The sequence below is a fragment of the Burkholderia sp. BCC1208 genome (assembly GCF_902833095.1).
In the GTDB taxonomy this organism is placed as follows: domain Bacteria; phylum Pseudomonadota; class Gammaproteobacteria; order Burkholderiales; family Burkholderiaceae; genus Burkholderia.
Map to the genome: position 1 here is coordinate 979245 of NZ_CADFDY010000001.1, position 16007 is coordinate 995251.

General features: G+C 64.9%; 18 protein-coding genes and 4 tRNA genes. 14 read left to right on the plus strand and 8 right to left on the minus strand.

Translation table 11 applies throughout. The annotated features are described in order from the left end of the window. Positions 1–62 precede the first annotated feature (62 nt). Positions 63–452 carry a DUF2946 domain-containing protein gene (locus HWX09_RS04445; protein WP_027783830.1) on the minus strand — a complete coding sequence of 130 codons (390 nt, stop codon included), beginning with the start codon at positions 450–452 and terminating at the stop codon, positions 63–65. A 198-nt stretch (positions 453–650) separates the two neighbouring features. Between HWX09_RS04445 and HWX09_RS04450 the strand changes: the two genes are divergently transcribed. Continuing rightward, positions 651–797: a hypothetical protein gene (locus tag HWX09_RS04450; protein ID WP_006476612.1), complete on the plus strand. Its 147-nt coding sequence runs from the start codon at positions 651–653 to the stop codon at positions 795–797. 223 nt (positions 798–1020) lie between these two features. Beyond that, positions 1021–1614, plus strand: coding sequence for a chorismate mutase (locus tag HWX09_RS04455; RefSeq protein WP_027783829.1), 594 nt, complete (start codon positions 1021–1023; stop codon positions 1612–1614). 29 nt (positions 1615–1643) lie between these two features. Here the strand turns inward: HWX09_RS04455 and HWX09_RS04460 are convergent, their stop codons facing one another. Together HWX09_RS04460 and HWX09_RS04465 are read right to left on the minus strand one after the other, a co-directional pair. Beyond that, positions 1644–2771, minus strand: coding sequence for an exonuclease domain-containing protein (locus HWX09_RS04460; protein WP_027783828.1), 1128 nt, complete (start codon positions 2769–2771; stop codon positions 1644–1646). A gap of 141 nt (positions 2772–2912) precedes the next feature. Beyond that, positions 2913–3116: a cold-shock protein gene (locus HWX09_RS04465; RefSeq protein ID WP_027783827.1), complete on the minus strand. Its 204-nt coding sequence runs from the start codon at positions 3114–3116 to the stop codon at positions 2913–2915. Between the two features lie 393 nt (positions 3117–3509). On the opposite strand from HWX09_RS04465, the gene HWX09_RS04470 reads away from it, so the two are divergent. Then, positions 3510–3776, plus strand: coding sequence for a hypothetical protein (locus tag HWX09_RS04470; RefSeq protein ID WP_027783826.1), 267 nt, complete (start codon positions 3510–3512; stop codon positions 3774–3776). 499 nt (positions 3777–4275) lie between these two features. Continuing rightward, the gene (locus HWX09_RS04475; RefSeq protein WP_027783825.1) at positions 4276–5427 is read left to right on the plus strand and encodes a porin; all 1152 of its coding nucleotides are present in this window, start codon (positions 4276–4278) and stop codon (positions 5425–5427) included. Positions 5428–5526: 99 nt separating this feature from the next. On the opposite strand, the gene greB is transcribed toward HWX09_RS04475, so the two are convergent. Continuing rightward, positions 5527–6093, minus strand: a complete 567-nt coding sequence (gene greB / locus HWX09_RS04480; RefSeq protein ID WP_027783824.1) for a transcription elongation factor GreB — start codon at positions 6091–6093, stop codon at positions 5527–5529. A gap of 129 nt (positions 6094–6222) precedes the next feature. Here greB and HWX09_RS04485 point away from each other — a divergent pair. The 3 genes from HWX09_RS04485 to HWX09_RS04495 all read left to right on the plus strand — a co-directional run bounded on the left by HWX09_RS04485 (position 6223) and on the right by HWX09_RS04495 (position 6580). After that, positions 6223–6299 (plus strand) — tRNA-Arg (locus tag HWX09_RS04485). A 66-nt stretch (positions 6300–6365) separates the two neighbouring features. Then, positions 6366–6442 (plus strand) — tRNA-Arg (locus HWX09_RS04490). Between the two features lie 61 nt (positions 6443–6503). Next, positions 6504–6580 (plus strand) — tRNA-Arg (locus HWX09_RS04495). A gap of 193 nt (positions 6581–6773) precedes the next feature. On the opposite strand, the gene HWX09_RS04500 is transcribed toward HWX09_RS04495, so the two are convergent. The 4 genes from HWX09_RS04500 to HWX09_RS04515 form a co-directional block, all read right to left on the minus strand. Beyond that, a complete protein-coding gene (locus tag HWX09_RS04500) occupies positions 6774–9140 on the minus strand; it encodes a bifunctional (p)ppGpp synthetase/guanosine-3',5'-bis(diphosphate) 3'-pyrophosphohydrolase (protein ID WP_027783823.1) in 2367 nt (788 codons plus the stop codon). Positions 9141–9203: 63 nt separating this feature from the next. Continuing rightward, positions 9204–9407 carry a DNA-directed RNA polymerase subunit omega gene (gene rpoZ, locus HWX09_RS04505; RefSeq protein ID WP_006025620.1) on the minus strand — a complete coding sequence of 68 codons (204 nt, stop codon included), beginning with the start codon at positions 9405–9407 and terminating at the stop codon, positions 9204–9206. A gap of 58 nt (positions 9408–9465) precedes the next feature. Next, a complete protein-coding gene (gene gmk / locus HWX09_RS04510) occupies positions 9466–10149 on the minus strand; it encodes a guanylate kinase (protein WP_027783822.1) in 684 nt (227 codons plus the stop codon). A 70-nt stretch (positions 10150–10219) separates the two neighbouring features. After that, entirely contained in the window at positions 10220–11143 is a 924-nt protein-coding gene (locus HWX09_RS04515) for a YicC/YloC family endoribonuclease (RefSeq protein ID WP_027783821.1), read from the minus strand. 173 nt (positions 11144–11316) lie between these two features. On the opposite strand from HWX09_RS04515, the gene rph reads away from it, so the two are divergent. The 7 genes from rph (at position 11317) to HWX09_RS04550 (ending at position 15924) form a co-directional block, all read left to right on the plus strand. Then, positions 11317–12057, plus strand: a complete 741-nt coding sequence (gene rph / locus HWX09_RS04520; RefSeq protein ID WP_027783820.1) for a ribonuclease PH — start codon at positions 11317–11319, stop codon at positions 12055–12057. After that, on the plus strand, positions 12050–12676 hold the full coding sequence (gene rdgB, locus HWX09_RS04525) for an RdgB/HAM1 family non-canonical purine NTP pyrophosphatase (RefSeq protein WP_027783819.1): 627 nt from the start codon (positions 12050–12052) through the stop codon (positions 12674–12676). Before rph ends, rdgB begins: the two co-directional genes overlap by 8 nt. Before the next feature lie 34 nt (positions 12677–12710). Next, positions 12711–13925 (plus strand): radical SAM family heme chaperone HemW, encoded by a 1215-nt coding sequence (gene hemW / locus HWX09_RS04530; protein WP_027783818.1) that lies wholly within the window; start codon positions 12711–12713, stop codon positions 13923–13925. Positions 13926–13969: 44 nt separating this feature from the next. Further along, positions 13970–14057 (plus strand) — tRNA-Ser (locus tag HWX09_RS04535). Positions 14058–14198: 141 nt separating this feature from the next. Further along, on the plus strand, positions 14199–14594 hold the full coding sequence (locus HWX09_RS04540; protein ID WP_027783817.1) for a hypothetical protein: 396 nt from the start codon (positions 14199–14201) through the stop codon (positions 14592–14594). Between the two features lie 232 nt (positions 14595–14826). Further along, positions 14827–15120, plus strand: a complete 294-nt coding sequence (locus tag HWX09_RS04545) for a hypothetical protein (RefSeq protein WP_027783816.1) — start codon at positions 14827–14829, stop codon at positions 15118–15120. Positions 15121–15432: 312 nt separating this feature from the next. Beyond that, the gene (locus HWX09_RS04550; RefSeq protein WP_027783815.1) at positions 15433–15924 is read left to right on the plus strand and encodes an energy transducer TonB; all 492 of its coding nucleotides are present in this window, start codon (positions 15433–15435) and stop codon (positions 15922–15924) included. Positions 15925–16007 lie beyond the last annotated feature (83 nt).

The window sequence follows — 16007 nt, forward strand, 5'->3', positions numbered from 1 at the left end:
GCGACGCGCGGACCGGGGTCGCGGGCGGCTCGCGCGCCACCGGGGCGCGCGAACGACATCAATCAGACCGGAACGTTTTCAGGCGGGGCGCGCGGCTGCGCGAGGCGGATGCCCTTGCGGGGCACATCGGGAACGATCGGCGCGGCCGCCCGATACGCGAACGTGCGCACGAAGCCCGGCATCGCGGGCAGGCTCGTGCCCAGTGCGACGTTCGCCGCGAAGCCCGGGCAGTACACGCAATGTGGCACGCCGGCATGGTCGAACGACGACGTGTCGCGGCCGTCGCCCGCTTGCGCCAGCACGACCTGACGGGCGCCGGCCGCGCTGCACAACTCGAGCGTGAGCGCGCCGGAGCCGCTCGACGCGAGACGCGCGTAGCCGACGACGGGCGACAGTACGTTCAGTACCAGCGCCAGCCATACGAGGCCGATCCATCGCGTCGTTCGTCTCATCGCGGTCCGGGAAAAAGTGCGCGCAAGTATAACAAGCGGTCCGATTGTTGCCGATTGCGCAGCCTGCAATACCGGGCATCGCACCTCGCCTCGGAGCCCATGTGCCGTTAATACAACAGAGACAAAATCTAACGATTCGCCGCTGGCATAAATCCGAGCGCGAGGTTGATAATCATTGAACCTGCTGGAGAAACGATCATGGACGAAAGACCAACTCGCATGCCACCGCCCGAGCAAGTGATGAGCCCGGATCCGGAACCCGTCGGCGTGGAATTCCTCGCCGAATTGCCCGAGCACGTTCGGGCATTCTTCGACGAGCAGCACAAGCTGTACGCGCCGAAGTGAACGTCAGTTCGATTCTGTAACCGCCACGTGTCGATCATCGCTATCGTGCGGTCCATTCGTGCGCTTCGCGCGCAATTCGCCTCGCACCCGGGCCGCAACAGCCTGACGGTGCCGGATCAGCTCGCCTGCTGATTCTCCTGTCGCGACGCTGCGCCGCGCGACTGTCTTCGTCTATTCTTCTGGTTTTCCACGTCCGGCCCGCCCGGCTCTCCCGATCGTTCCGATGAAGCAAGCCATTCGTGCCAGCCTCGCTGTCGCCGTGCTCGGCGTCACCTTCTTTTCGTCTGCGCCTACCGCCCGTGCAGACGGCGACGACACCGCCCTCACCAACGTCGTCGCGCTCGCGTCGCAGCGCCTCGCGCTCGCCGAACCGGTCGCGCGATGGAAATGGGCGAACCACAAGGCCATCGAGGACCAGCCGCGCGAAGCGGCACTGCTCACCGCGGTCGAAAAACGGGCCGCCCAGGCCGGCGTCGATCCCGCGTTCGCCCGGACGTTCTTCGAGGATCAGATCGCGGCAAGCAAGGACGTGCAGAACGCGCTGTTCGCGACCTGGCACACGACCCGGCCGCCGGAAGGCACGCCGCCCGATCTCGCGACCAGCACGCGCCCGGCACTCGATCGGCTGACGCAGAAAATGCTCGCCGGCCTCGCGCAGGTCGCCCCGTTGCGCGATGCGCCCGATTGCCAGGCGCGGCTCGCGCGCAGCATCGCAAACTGGAAGACGCTCACGCGCTACGATTCCACGCAGACGCAGGCACTCGATACCGCGCTGTCGCATGTCTGTGCCGCCGGTGGAGCCAGCGCGATCGGCTAATGCGGCGGGCGCGGATCGCGCCGCGGCGCTCAGTCCGCGAGTGTCAGCGCCATGAGTGGAATCACTTGCAGACCGCGCGCGAGATGCGTCTGCAGCAGGCGATGGGTGAAGGGTTCGAACGCGCCGCCCGCCGCGTCGGCCGCAAGCCGCGCGGCCGCATCGAGCGATTCCGCCGAACCGAGATAGCACCAGCCGTCGATCACATGAAACAGGCGGCGCTCGCCGCTTGCCTCGAACGCGACAGCGCCGTCGAACGGCCAGGGCGCGCCGCCCCCGCGCGCGGCGTCGGCCGCGGGGCGCCGGTTGTACGACGGGCGCAACCGGGTGATCCATTGCGCTTCGGCAAGCATCGCTCCCAGCTCGTTGCCGGTTTCGCGCCATTCGACGCGACGCACCTGCTGCGCCAACCGCATTTCCTTCGACGAGCGGCGCTCGCCGGTCAACAGCGCGCGCAGCCGCTGCCGTACGCGCACGCTGCGGCCGACATACAGCGCTTCGTCACGCTCTCCGAAGAGCGCATACGCGCCGCACCCTGCCGGCGCGGTATCCAGCCACGCCTCGGTCAGATCGCCGCCCAGCCGGAAGTGGCGTGTCGTCCGCGCGATCTGGTCGCGTAGCCGCTCGAGCGGCACGATGTCGTGCAACTGGCGCCAGAACTGCCAGAGCAGATCGGCATCGGCCAGCGCCCGGTGGCGCGCGGCCGGAACGAGCCCATGCCGTTCGATCAACGCATCGAGCCCGTGCCGCGATTCGCGCGGAAACAGCGCGCGCGACAGCCGTACCGTACAGAGCACATCGGGATTGAATGCGAGGCCCGCGCGCTCGAATTCGGCGCGCAGGAAGCCGCGGTCGAAGCTCGCGTTGTGCGCGACGAACAGCTTGCCGTCGAGCCGCTCGAACAGCGCCGGCGCGAGCGACGCGAACGTCGGCGCATCGCGCACCATCGCGTCCGAGATGCCCGTCAGTTGCTGGATGAACGGCGGGATCGCCTGCCCCGGATTGACGAGACTCGTCCACGTCGACACGCCGAGCGGTCCGATTTCGACCACGCCGATTTCGGTGATCCGATGGTCGGCGGACGAGCCGCCGGTGGTTTCAAGGTCGACGAAGACGAGCGGCTGCTCGCTGGCGGGATCGGACGGACGGGAATCTGACATGAAAAGACAGGAAAACGATGCTTCCGTGAGTATGCACCGGTATGCGTACTCGCGGCCAGCCCGGACCGGATTGTTCCGTCCCCGGAAAACAAAAAGCCCCCGCGATGCGGGGGCCGGACGTGATCGGCAATGCGTGGCGCGTCAGACCGCCTGGATATTCGCCGCCTGCTTGCCTTTCGGCCCGACTTTGACCTCGAACGAAACACGCTGGTTTTCCTTCAGCGTCTTGAAGCCGTCCATTCGAATTTCGGAAAAGTGCGCAAACAAATCTTCACCGCCATTGTCCGACGTAATAAAGCCGAAACCTTTAGCATCGTTAAACCATTTCACGATACCGGTATCCATGTCTTCGTTCCCCACTCGATAAGATCAAAAAAGCTATTTTTATAGCCGTTTCCCGAAATCCCGAAACATTGCGCCAGCACCCGCACCAGCACGCCGCCCGAGGACGGAGTGCTGACTTTATAAATTGGACAATCCGGGTGCGTCAAGAAAATTTTTAGCGACCGCTTTCTTGAAAAGACGCTAATACCACTGGAATCGGTACACTATCTCCCTTGATTAATTGATTTGCACTAAAAACCTGTCAATATTACCGGGACTCGATCGCCAATAATTCAGGGTATGAAATTCCTACCGGGGACAAATCGACTCGGTAAAATCCTCGGGTTTTTTCCGGGTTGCGGAAATCCGCGGACGTTGCGATCCTGAATCAACGCTGAAAGGAAGGAGAGGGTCATGTGGTTGGACGGAATCAAGCGCTTCGCGAGCCGGCTCGGACGCGTACGTCGCAAGTCCCGCGCCCTGGCCGAGTCCGCGCGCGAAGCGCCGTGCGATACCGAATTCGATATGACGTGGCACGGCGATCACTGGCAGAACCTGCTCGCATCGCCACTCGATGCCCGTCACTACGTGATGGAAGACTGGACCTACACGCCGCCGCCGGTCGAAGCGAAAGATGTTGCGCCCGCGGGCAAGCGTAAGCGCCGCTCGTACACGCCGTAGCGCACCGGGCAGCGGGGCAAAAAAAAGCGCGACTGGGAAGTCGCGCCGACAAAGGTTTGGAGATCTTTTCCGTCAACGAAAAAGTCTGCTTCGGAAAGCAGAGATCGCAGTATAGCGAGAGAACCACCTTTCATTATCCATGCTCCACACAAACCTCTATTGCCGATGTGTCAATAATCGCGCTACAGCCCCCTCCCGCCGCTGACCAGCTGTCGCGATCACGCAACGCCCAATCCGTAGTCCTGATCGTTATTTCCGCTCGCTGCACCGCCGCAAACCCTTACAGCGCAACCGTTTACACGGATTTTTCGATTCTTGTGGATTCCAAAATACATTGTTTCTTAAAGCGTAAGACACGCCCGCTCCGCACACTCCGTACACTGCAGATGGCTTTCTGATACGCGCCCTGCCGCTCTGACGGACCGGCTATAGCGTCAAGCAAAACACGGCCAGTCCGCCCCAGGCTCGATCGACAATCATCCTGTTTGGAGACAGATCCATGAAAAAAACGCTGATCGTCACCGCGTTGTCGGGTGTATTCGTTACTGCAGCCCATGCTCAAAGCAGCGTGACGCTGTACGGGCTGATCGACGCAGGCATCACCTACACGAACAATCAGGGCGGGCACAGCTCATGGTCGGAACGCAGCGGCCAGATCAACGGCAGCCGCTGGGGCCTGCGCGGCACGGAAGATCTCGGCGGCGGCCTGAAAGCGATCTTCGTGCTGGAAAACGGCTTCAACATCGCCAACGGCACGCTCGGCCAGAATGGCCGCGAATTTGGCCGCCAGGCGTTCGTCGGCCTGTCGCAAGACCAGTTCGGCTCCGTCACCCTCGGTCGCCAATACGATAGCGTCGTCGACTACATCGGGCCGCTGTCGCTGACCGGGACGCAATTCGGCGGCACCCAGTTTGCCCACCCGTTCGACAACGACAACCTGAACAATTCGTTCCGGATCAACAACTCCGTCAAATATACGAGCGTCAATTTCGGCGGCCTGAAGTTCGGCGCGTTGTACGGCTTCTCGAACAGCACCCAGTTCTCGAACAATCGCGCATACAGCGCGGGCGTGTCGTATAGCTACGCCGGCTTCAATATCGGCGCCGGCTATCTGCAGTTGAACAATGACATCTCGGGGCTCACGTCGGCTGCGGTCACCAACAGCGGCGGCGCGGTGGCAGGCGACAACACGTTCGTCGGCAAGCGTCAGCGCGTGTTCGGCGGCGGCCTGAACTACACGTTCGGCCCGGCCACGGCCGGCTTCGTATTCACGCAATCGCGCGTGAACCGGGCGCTCGGCATCTCCGCGGGTGCCTCGGGCGTGTCGAACGGTCTGGCCCTCGACGGCACGTTTGCCCGCTTCAACAACTACGAAGTCAATGCGCGCTACGCGCTCACGCCGGCCTTCTCGCTGGCCGGATCGTACACGTACACCGCCGGCTTCCTGGACGGCCGTCATCCGGGCTGGAACCAGTTCAACCTGCAGACCGACTATGCGCTGTCCAAGCGGACCGACGTGTACGTGCAAGGCGTGTATCAGCGAGTCAGCACGGACGGCCTGGGCCTCGGCGCCTATGTCAATGGCCTCGGCGGCGCTTCGTCGACCAACAAGCAGATCGCGGTGACCGCCGGGCTGCGTCACCGTTTCTGACCGAAGTTGTTTCGGCACGAAAAAGCGCCTCGCGAGGCGCTTTTTTTTGGAATGCAGGTTTCGCGGACGGCCGGCCGGGCCCGGTGCCGACCATGCGGCTCACATCCGGCTGTCCGCGGACGGGTAACGCACATCGAGGATATCGATCGGCTGCGGGCCGGCGGGCGTCAGCAGCGTGACGGTATCGCCGATCCTCGCCTTGATCAGCGCGCGCGCGACCGGCGAAATCCAGCTGACGCAGCCGCGGTCGAGATCGACCTCGTCGATCCCGACGATCGTCACCGTGTGATCCTCGCCGTCCGGCGTCTCGTAATCCACCGTCGCGCCGAAGAACACCTGGTCGACGTTCTCCTGCCGGCTCGCGTCGACGACTTCGGCGAGGTCGAGCCGCTTCGTCAGGAAGCGGATGCGGCGATCGATCTCGCGAAGCCGCCGCTTGCCGTAAATGTAGTCGCCGTTTTCCGACCGGTCGCCGTTCGACGCGGCCCACGATACGAGCCGCACGACCTCGGGACGCTCGACGTCGATCAGGTTCAGCAGCTCGTCCCGCAGCCGCTTGTGGCCGGCCGGCGTGATGTAGTTCTTCGCGCCCGCCGGAATCGCGGGTTGAGCCTGGTCGAGATCGTCGTCGTCACCGTCCGACTCTTTGACAAACGCCTTGTTCATGATGCAGATTCAACGTGGATGACTGATCCTCCAAGGGTACACGAAGGGCGGCCGGCCAAGGTCATGCCGCCTTATTCGCGAATAAGGCTTCCCTTTTTATATGACTCTGCTATACTTCCGCTTCTGCGTGCGGCTGTAGCTCAGTTGGATAGAGTACTTGGCTACGAACCAAGGGGTCGTGGGTTCGAATCCTGCCAGCCGCGCCACTTTTTCGAGGGCCTTCCCAACCGAAGGCCCTTTCAGTTCAAAGCAGTAGAAGTTCGTTTTTGCGTGCGGCTGTAGCTCAGTTGGATAGAGTACTTGGCTACGAACCAAGGGGTCGTGGGTTCGAATCCTGCCAGCCGCGCCACCTTTTTGGGGGCCTTCCCATCGCAGAAGGTTCCGACAGTTGAAGCAGTACCGTTTTGCGTGCGGCTGTAGCTCAGTTGGATAGAGTACTTGGCTACGAACCAAGGGGTCGTGGGTTCGAATCCTGCCAGCCGCGCCACCTTAAAAGGGCTTTCCTCCGGGAAAGCCCTTTTTCTTTTTGCGCCCGCCTCTCCTCGCCCGCATCATCGCCCCGAATGCCCTCCTCGACAAGCGCCGGCAACATCCTCCGCGCTTTCGGCCGCCCCAATGAAAACGGCGGCCATAGGCCGCCGTCCGTCGAGCGTCGAATTCGCCCGCCACCGCGGGTGGCGTCAGTAATCCTGCCGCTCGCGCTCGATACGCATGCCGCCGTCGTGGCGCGCGTGCGCACCGTCGTCGGTCGAGCGCTCGCGCATGATCCGCATCACGTCCGGATTGGTTCTCACGCGCCGCATCACGTTCGCGAGATGCACGCGATCGCTGACCTGGATCACGAAGCGCAGCACCGTCGATTCGTGCGTCAGATCCTCGTCCATCGCGATATGGACGATGTTCGCGTCGGCCGACGTGATGTCCGCCGCGACGCGCGCGAAGATGCCCTTCGTGTTCTTCACGAGCGCCTTCACCGCGACATCGAACAGGCGTCCCGGCTGCGGCGCCCATTCGACGTCGATCCAGCGACCTGGATCGCGGCGATGGATGCGCTGCGCGACCCGGCAATCCGTCGTATGAATCGCCATGCCCAGACCGATGCCGATGTAACCCATGATCGCGTCGCCCGGGATCGGCCGGCAGCATGCGGACAACTGCACGGACATCCCTTCGGTGCCGGTGATCACGACCGGCGGCGCGTGATGCGCCGGATGCCGCTCGGACTTCGGCAGATCGTCGTCCGCGTCGCGGCCGCTCATCAGCACCTCGATGCGCTTGGCCATCACCGCGGCGACGCGACGGCCGAGGCCGATGTCCGCGAAGATTTCCTGGCGGCTCTTGTTGCCCGTCCACTGCACGAGCTTCTCCCACACTTCCGGCTCGACATCGGCCAGCGCGAGACCATAGCCCTTCAGGCTCTGGTCGACGAGCCGCTCGCCCAGCTGCACGGACTCGTTCAGGCGCATCGTCTTCAGGTAGTGGCGAATCGCCGAGCGCGCCTTGCCGGTACGCACGAAGCCGAGCCACGCGGGGTTCGGCTTCGAATACGGCGCGGTGATCACCTCGACGATGTCGCCGCTCTTCAACTCGGTGCGCAGCGGCAGCAGCTCGTTGTTGATCTTCACGGCCACGCACTGGTTGCCGAGATCGCTGTGGATCGAATACGCGAAATCGAGCGCCGTCGCGCCGCGCGGCAGCGCCATGATCTTCGACTTTGGCGTGAACACGTAGACCGCGTCGGGGAACAGGTCGATCTTCACGTGCTCGAGGAATTCGCTCGAATCGCCGGCTTCGCTCTGGATGTCGAGCAGCGACTTCAGCCACTGGTGCGCGCGCTTCTGCACGTCGCTGAGATCCGCGCTGCCGTTCTTGTACAGCCAGTGCGCGGCGACCCCCGCCTCGGCGATCTCGTGCATCTTGCGCGTGCGCACCTGGAACTCGATCGGCGCGCCGAACGGGCCGACGAGCGTCGTGTGCAGCGACTGATAGCCGTTGATCTTCGGGATCGCGATGTAATCCTTGAACTTGCCGGGTACGGGCTTGTACAGCGCGTGCAGCGCGCCGATGCACGTGTAGCAGTCGAGCGGGCTGTCGACGACGACCCGGAAGCCGTACACATCAAGCACCTGCGAGAACGACAGCTGCTTGTCGCGCATCTTGCGGTAGACGCTGTAGATGGTCTTCTCGCGGCCGGTGATCTCGGCGTCGATCTTCGCGTCGGCCATCGCGCGCTGCGCGGCCTCGAGGATCTTGCTGATCACTTCGCGGCGGTTGCCGCGCGCGGCCTTCACGGCCTTCTCGAGCGTCGCGTAGCGATGCGGGTTGAAGTTCGCGAAGCTCATGTCCTGCAGCTCGCGATACGTGTTGTTCAACCCGAGCCGGTGCGCGATCGGCGCATAGATGTCGAGCGTTTCGCGCGCAACGCGACGGCGTTTTTCCATCGGCACCGCGCCGAGCGTGCGCATGTTGTGCAGGCGATCGGCGAGCTTGACGAGGATGACGCGCACGTCGCGTGCCATCGCGAGCAGCATCTTGCGGAAATTTTCCGCCTGCGCTTCCTCGCGGCTGCGGAACTCCATCTTGTCGAGCTTCGACAGGCCGTCGACCAGCTCGGCGACCTTCGGGCCGAACCGCTCGGCCAGCTCGTTCTTGGTCACGCCCTGGTCTTCCATCACGTCGTGCAGCAACGCGGCCATCACGGCCTGCGCGTCGAGCTTCCAGCCGGCGCAGATTTCCGCGACGGCGACGGGATGGGTGATATAGGGTTCGCCGCTCTGGCGATATTGACCGAGGTGGGCTTCGTCGCTGAAGTGGAACGCCGCCTTGACCTCTTTGATTTCGTCCGGAGCGAGATACTCGGCAAGTGCGGCCGTCAGTTTCGCGATCGAAACGACGCCGTGCTTGCGCGGCTGCTCCGGTGTGGCGGTCGGCCCGAACAGATGCCGGAAGGACTGTTCGAGGACCGCGTCGATGTACTGGCGCGCAGGCGACTGAGCCGTGGCTTCGGTGGTCGGATCCGCGGAGGCGGACGATGGGGTGGTGCTCATATTCGCCTCCAGGTCGAGTCGTTGCGCGCGTGGACTACATGGCTGGAACGGGCCGGATGCGCGTTACACCGGCACCTTCTTCAGCATCTCGACGCCGACCTGGCCGGCGGCGATTTCGCGCAGCGCGACGACGGTCGGCTTGTCGCGGCTTTCGATTTTCGGCGTATGGCCTTGCGCGAGCTGCCGCGCGCGATAGGTGGCAGCGAGCGCCAGTTCGAAGCGATTCGGGATTTGCTTCAGGCAGTCTTCGACGGTAATGCGAGCCATGGTGGTAATTCCTTCTGAATATAGTGCTTATTCTACCTTATGTCCCTCGTGCCCCGCGTCATTCCGCGTGGGGCAGATGGATGCCGAGCTCGATGAACAGCTCCGTGTGTCGCGCGTACTGCGAAGCAAAACGCAGGCGCGTCGCCGCGACGATGCATTCGAGTTCCGCGAGCGCACGCTCGAAATTCTCGTTGATCACCACGTATTCCGCTTCGGACGCGTGCGCGATCTCGCTGCCCGCGGCCAGCAGGCGTCGCGTGATCACGTTCGGTTCGTCCTGGCCGCGCTTCTTCAGACGCTCCTCGAGGGCATCGAGCGACGGCGGCAGAATGAAGATGCCGACCGCGTTGCGGAACTGCTTCTTCACCTGCAACGCACCCTGCCAGTCGATTTCGAGCAGCACGTCGTGGCCGTTCTTCATCTGCTCTTCGATCCAGACGCGCGACGTGCCGTAGTAGTTGCCGTGCACTTCCGCGCTCTCGAGGAATTCGTGCGCCGCGTGACGCGTGCGGAAATCCTCGACGGTCGTGAAGTGGTAGTGCTGACCGTCCTGCTCGCCCGGGCGCGGCTTGCGCGTCGTGTACGAGATCGACAGGCAGATGTCGCTGTCCTTCGACAGCAGCGCATTCACGAGCGTCGACTTGCCGGCGCCCGACGGTGCGACGACCATGAACAGGTTACCGGGATAGACGCCGCCGTGCAGCGAATGCGACGCGTGGCCGTCGCGATGGGATTCGATCATGACAGCCTCCGCCGGGCTGCCCCCTCGTGGGGCAACGAACGTAGTGAGCGTGGGGGTCGTTTCATCTCTTTTACTCCAGGTTTTGCACTTGCTCGCGCATCTGCTCGATCAGCAGCTTCAGCGCCATCGACGCGTCGGCAAGTTCCTTCGCCGCCGCTTTCGAGCCAAGCGTGTTCGCTTCGCGATTCAGTTCCTGCATCATGAAATCGAGGCGCTTGCCGACGCGGCCGCCCTTCTCGATCACGTGACGCGTTTCGTTCAGGTGCGCGGTGAGCCGCGACAGCTCTTCCGCGATGTCGATCCGGATCCCGTACATCGTCACTTCCTGACGGATGCGCTCCGCGGCTTCCTCGCGCGTGACCACCGTCGAGCCGCCTTCGGGCGCGGCGAGGCCGAGCGCTTCCTGCAGCCGCTCGACGATCTTCTGCTGGTGCTTCGCGATCAGCTCCGGCACGAGCGGCGTGATGCGCGCGACGATCGCCTCCATCTCGGTGACGTTCGACAGCAGCATCGTCGCCAGTTGCGCGCCTTCGCGCGAACGCACGACGACGAGCTCGCCGATCGCTTCCTTGCCGCATGCGAGCACCGCGTCGCGGATCGCTTCGGCCGACACCCCGCTCTCGGCGAGCACGCCGGGCCAGCGCAGGATTTCCCCCGCGCGCAGGCGGCCGACGCCCGGGAACGAATCGAGCACCGCGCGTTCGAGATCGGCAAGCTGGCCGAGCGCCGACTGGTTCAGCGCGCCCGCGCCGATGCTCTGCTCGCCGCGCTGCAGGTTGATGCGCACGTCGACCTTGCCGCGCGACAGCTTGTTCATCAGCATTTCGCGCAGCGCGGGTTCGCACGCGCGCACGTCGTCCGGCATCCGGAAATTGAGATCGAGGAAGCGCGAGTTCACGGTGCGCAGTTCGACCGACACGCTGGTGCCGCCGTTGCCGGTGGCCGTCGCGAGTTCGCGCGTCGCGCTCGCGTAGCCCGTCATGCTGTAGATCATGGTTCGTCTCGCCGTCTGGTGCCCTCGCGGGCGGGGGATACATCGAGGCGCCCGGCGCATCGGAAGGCGCGGGGCGAGAAGCGCGCATTATCCCATTTTTGCGGACCATCCCGCCGGGCACGCCCGCCGTTCGGCGCTAAAATCGGGGTTTCCTCCCCTTCCGCGATTTCCCCATGACGTCTTCCGTTTCCCGCCCGAGCGGCCGCCGCGCCGACGAACTGCGCAAGGTCGCCCTCACGCGCCACTACACGAAACACGCCGAAGGCTCCGTGCTGGTCGAATTCGGCGACACCAAGGTGCTCTGCACCGCAAGCGTCGCCGAGCGCGTGCCCGAGTTCCTGCGCGAGCGCGGGCAAGGCTGGCTGACCGCCGAATACGGCATGCTGCCGCGCGCGACCCACACGCGCAGCGACCGTGAAGCCGCGCGCGGCAAGCAGACGGGCCGTACGCAGGAAATTCAGCGCCTGATCGGCCGCGCGCTGCGCGCGGTGTTCGATCTCGAGGCGCTCGGCCCGCGCACGATCCACATCGACTGCGACGTGATCCAGGCCGACGGCGGCACGCGCACGGCCAGCATCACCGGCGCGTTCGTCGCCGCGCACGACGCCGTGTCGACGCTGATCGCGGCCGGCAAGCTCGCGCGCTCGCCGATCACCGACCACGTCGCCGCGATCTCGGTCGGCGTGTACGAAGGCGCGCCCGTGCTCGACCTCGACTACGCGGAAGATTCGCGCTGCGACACCGACATGAACGTCGTGATGACGGGCGCGGGCGGCTTCGTCGAAGTGCAGGGCACGGCCGAAGGCGTGCCGTTCTCGCGCGCCGAGATGGATGCGCTGCTCGACCTCGCACAGGGCGGGATCGCCGAGCTCGTGCAGTTGCAGAAAGACGTCCTGGGCGCGAGCCATGCCTGACGACCTGATCCTTGCGCCGCTGTCGCGCATCGTGCTCGCATCGAACAACCCGGGCAAGCTGCGCGAATTCACCGCGCTGTTCTCGACGGTCGGCATCGAGATCGTCCCGCAGGGCGACCTCGCGGTGCCGGAGGCGGAAGAGCCGTTCGGCACGTTCATCGAGAACGCGCTGACCAAGGCGCGGCACGCGTCGCGACTCACCGGACTGCCGGCGATCGCGGACGATTCCGGCCTGTGCGTGCGTGTGCTGCGCGGCGCGCCCGGAGTCTATTCGGCGCGCTATGCGCAGCGCGCGGACCGCGACAAGGGCGACGCGGCGAACAATGCGTATCTCGTCGAGCAACTGCGCGGCGTCGACGACCGGCGCGCCTACTACTGCTGCGTGCTCGCGCTCGTCCGCCATGCGGACGATCCGGAACCGCTGTTCGCCGAAGGGCGCTGGGCCGGCGAGATCGTCGATACGCCGCGCGGCGAACACGGATTCGGCTACGACCCGTATTTCTACCTGCCGTCGCTCGGCGCGACGGCCGCCGAACTCGAGCCGGCCGTGAAGAACGCGCACAGCCATCGCGCGCTGGCGCTGAAGGCGTTGCTCGCGCGGCTCGCGGAGGAAGCATGACCCTACCCGATACCCCTTCGCCGCGGGAGATAACATGAGCCAGGCCGCGGAAACCGGCGCGCGCGTCGTCGCGACCTTCACGTCGCCCGGCCAGGTGCGCCTCACGTCGTTGCCGCCGCTCGCGCTGTACGTGCATTTCCCGTGGTGCGTGCGCAAGTGCCCGTACTGCGATTTCAACTCGCACGAATGGAAAGGCGAGCGGTTTCCGGAAGCCGAATATCTCGACGCGCTGCGCGCCGATCTCGAGCAAGCGCTCCCGCTCGTGTGGGGCCGGCAGGTGCATACCGTGTTCATCGGCGGCGGCACGCCGAGCCTGCTGTCGGCGGCCGGCCTCGACCGGATGCTGTCCGACGTGCGCGCGCTGCTGCCGCTCGACGCCGATGCCGAGATCACGCTCGAGGCGAATCCGGGTACGTTCGAAGCCGCGAAGTTCGCGCAGTTCCGCGCAAGCGGCGTGAACCGCCTGTCGGTCGGCATCCAGAGCTTCAACGAAGCGCACCTGAAGGCGCTCGGCCGGATTCACGACACCGCGCAGGCACGCGCGGCCGTCGAGATCGCCGCGAAGAACTTCGACAACTTCAACCTCGACCTGATGTTCGCGTTGCCGAACCAGACGCTCGACGAATGCCGCACCGACATCGAGACCGCGCTGTCGTTCGCGCCGCCGCACCTGTCGCTGTATCACCTGACGCTCGAGCCGAATACGCTGTTCGCGAAGTTCCCGCCGGTCGTCCCCGACGACGACGCGTCGGCCGACATGCAGGAATGGATTCATGCGCGCACGGCCGAAGCCGGCTACGGGCGCTACGAAGTATCCGCGTACGCGAAGCCGAATCATCAGTGCAAGCACAACCTGAATTACTGGCGCTTCGGCGACTATCTCGGGATCGGTGCGGGCGCCCACACGAAGCTGTCGTTTCCGAACCGGATCCTGCGTCAGGCGCGCTACAAGCATCCGGCGACCTTCATCGAGCAGGCGAAGGCCGGCACGGCCGTGCAGGAGGAGCGTGAAGTCGGCGCGCGCGACCTGCCGTTCGAATTCATGCTGAACACGTTGCGGCTCGTCGAGGGCTTCCCCGTGCACAGCTTCGCGGAACGCACGGGCCTGCCGATGAGCACGATCGAGCCGGCGCTGAAGGAGGCGGAGCGGCGCGGACTGATCACGCGCGATTTCACGCAGATCGTGCCGACGCCGCTTGGTCAGCGTTTTCTCAACGACCTGCAGGAACTGTTCCTGCGCGACGACTGAACGAATGAACGAGGCGGCATTTCGGTTACAATGCCGCCTCGTGTGGAAGCGTGGCCGAGCGGTTTAAGGCACTGGTCTTGAAAACCAGCGACGGGAAACTGTCCGTGAGTTCGAATCTCACCGCTTCCGCCAGGAAGTTCGCCCAACCCCGTCCATTCCCGGAATGACGGGGTTTTTGTTTGTACGCACGCGTGCACTTCGCACGTTCCGACGCGCCCCGCCGGATGCCGTTACAATCCCGCGCTCCGATTCGCGAAACGGGAACCCCACGTCATGAAGCCATTCATCGTCTCGTCGCTCGCCGCGCTGCTGGTTGCCGTCAGCACGCATGCAGCGGCCGACACCGCCTCCGGGAGCGACGCCCAAGCATCGTGCGCGATCGCCTATGTGACCGGCGTCGGCGGCTCACCGCGCGGCCTGAGCGAATACCTCGCGAGCCCGTCGCCCTACAACTACCTGAAGGACAACGACCTCCAGTGCAAGGTGGGCGACGACGGACGCACGTCGAACTGCACCGGCGTGACCTACCTCCGGAACGAACAGGTCAGCGTGTACGACGATTCCGATCCTGCAATGCTGACCGTCGTGGCGCGCGTGGAGCTCGACCACGGCCAGAAGTACCCGGTGATCATCGTCGTGCAGCGCAAGGACGCGCGCTGCAAACAATGACGCAGCGCAGCGCGCGAACCCGTCCTTCGAAACGGCACGCGCGGTCGTGCCCAACCTCGCGCGGCACCTGAGCCACGGGCCCGGGCAGCAACCCATCGTTGCGTCGCACCGCGCCGGAAGCCTCCCGGCCGGCCGCTCGATCATCTAGAATTCGTTCAACACGGCGACACGAACGCCGCCGCGTATTCGATGCCGCACGCGCCACCCTTGCGTGCGGCACACGGAGATCGCCATGACCGACCTGTCGACCGCGACGGACCACGTCGATTACGAAGGCTTCGAGATCCATGTCGTGCCGGCCGCGATGCCCGGCAGCGACACGCGCTATACCTACACCGGCTACGTATGCCATCCGGGCGTGAATCCCGCGTTGCCCGGCCATGCGGTGCCGTTCCATGCGGACGGCGAGGAAAGCTTCGCGAGCATCGACGAGGCCGCCCACGAAGCCGTGCACATCGGCAAGAGCATCATCGACGGCACGCACCCCGACCTGTCGGTACTGTCGCTCGTGACGCACGGCTTCTGACGCGGCCGGCCCGCATCGCTTGCGATCGCGCGGGCGGCGAGCCGAGGTTGCCGCACAGCTGACCGCGCCGCTCCGTCGGACGATCGCGGCGTGCGGTGGTTTTCAATCTCGCAACACGCACGTGCCCGTGGACGCTGTCACATGTCGCGTCACATCGCGACGCACACGCACGACGCACGTTGCCCGACGCGGCGCCCGGCCGTCGTCATCAGCGATCGCAACGACCGGTTCCGCTCGCTATGCGTTTCTCCCCATATCGCCGCGCGTCGGTGCGTCTATCATTTTTTTATCGTCCCTCCTGGCCATCACCTCATGCGCCCCCTTCTCCATCCGCGGGTCGCCCGGCTGCGTGTTGCGACGCTGGCCGCCGTCGCCCTGCTTGCCGCGTGCACGATCACACCGCCTTCGTCGCTACGCTCGGTCCTGACGATTCCATCGGTCACACGCAGCGGCAGCCTCGACCAGTATCGCGTCGAGGTCGCCCATCGTGTCGCCGAGCGCAATCCGTCCGGCATGCTGCACGGCACACCGCAGGCCATGCTGCGTTCGCTCGTCGTCGTGGCCTTCACCGTCGATGGCAGCGGCCGCGTGATCAACGCATCCGTCTATCGCAGCAACGGCGACAGCGAAGCGGAAGCGCTCGCGCTCGCGTCGCTGCGCCGCTCGGCTCCGCTGCCGGCGCCGCCGTCGCGGCTGCTCGACGGCAACGGCCGGCTCGAACTGATGGAAGGCTGGCTCTTCAACGACGACGGCCACTTCCAGTTGCAGAGCACCGCCTCCGCACAGGCGCAATCGATCGATTGACGCCCCGCCGCGGCCCCGATTGCCGGTGGGCTGCTGCGCTGGCTATAATTTTCCGCACTCGCGCGGCCATCCCGCCGCGCGTG

Excerpts from the sequence above, each read along its gene's own strand:
- HWX09_RS04445 (WP_027783830.1), bottom strand. The coding sequence starts at position 452 with ATGAGACGAACGACGCGATGGATCGGCCTCGTATGGCTGGCGCTGGTA.
- HWX09_RS04450 (WP_006476612.1), top strand. The coding sequence starts at position 651 with ATGGACGAAAGACCAACTCGCATGCCACCGCCCGAGCAAGTGATGAGC.
- HWX09_RS04455 (WP_027783829.1), top strand. The coding sequence starts at position 1,021 with ATGAAGCAAGCCATTCGTGCCAGCCTCGCTGTCGCCGTGCTCGGCGTC.
- HWX09_RS04460 (WP_027783828.1), bottom strand. The coding sequence starts at position 2,771 with ATGTCAGATTCCCGTCCGTCCGATCCCGCCAGCGAGCAGCCGCTCGTC.
- HWX09_RS04465 (WP_027783827.1), bottom strand. The coding sequence starts at position 3,116 with ATGGATACCGGTATCGTGAAATGGTTTAACGATGCTAAAGGTTTCGGC.
- HWX09_RS04470 (WP_027783826.1), top strand. The coding sequence starts at position 3,510 with ATGTGGTTGGACGGAATCAAGCGCTTCGCGAGCCGGCTCGGACGCGTA.
- HWX09_RS04475 (WP_027783825.1), top strand. The coding sequence starts at position 4,276 with ATGAAAAAAACGCTGATCGTCACCGCGTTGTCGGGTGTATTCGTTACT.
- greB (WP_027783824.1), bottom strand. The coding sequence starts at position 6,093 with ATGAACAAGGCGTTTGTCAAAGAGTCGGACGGTGACGACGACGATCTC.
- HWX09_RS04500 (WP_027783823.1), bottom strand. The coding sequence starts at position 9,140 with ATGAGCACCACCCCATCGTCCGCCTCCGCGGATCCGACCACCGAAGCC.
- rpoZ (WP_006025620.1), bottom strand. The coding sequence starts at position 9,407 with ATGGCTCGCATTACCGTCGAAGACTGCCTGAAGCAAATCCCGAATCGC.
- gmk (WP_027783822.1), bottom strand. The coding sequence starts at position 10,149 with ATGATCGAATCCCATCGCGACGGCCACGCGTCGCATTCGCTGCACGGC.
- HWX09_RS04515 (WP_027783821.1), bottom strand. The coding sequence starts at position 11,143 with ATGATCTACAGCATGACGGGCTACGCGAGCGCGACGCGCGAACTCGCG.
- rph (WP_027783820.1), top strand. The coding sequence starts at position 11,317 with ATGACGTCTTCCGTTTCCCGCCCGAGCGGCCGCCGCGCCGACGAACTG.
- rdgB (WP_027783819.1), top strand. The coding sequence starts at position 12,050 with ATGCCTGACGACCTGATCCTTGCGCCGCTGTCGCGCATCGTGCTCGCA.
- hemW (WP_027783818.1), top strand. The coding sequence starts at position 12,711 with ATGAGCCAGGCCGCGGAAACCGGCGCGCGCGTCGTCGCGACCTTCACG.
- HWX09_RS04540 (WP_027783817.1), top strand. The coding sequence starts at position 14,199 with ATGAAGCCATTCATCGTCTCGTCGCTCGCCGCGCTGCTGGTTGCCGTC.
- HWX09_RS04545 (WP_027783816.1), top strand. The coding sequence starts at position 14,827 with ATGACCGACCTGTCGACCGCGACGGACCACGTCGATTACGAAGGCTTC.
- HWX09_RS04550 (WP_027783815.1), top strand. The coding sequence starts at position 15,433 with ATGCGCCCCCTTCTCCATCCGCGGGTCGCCCGGCTGCGTGTTGCGACG.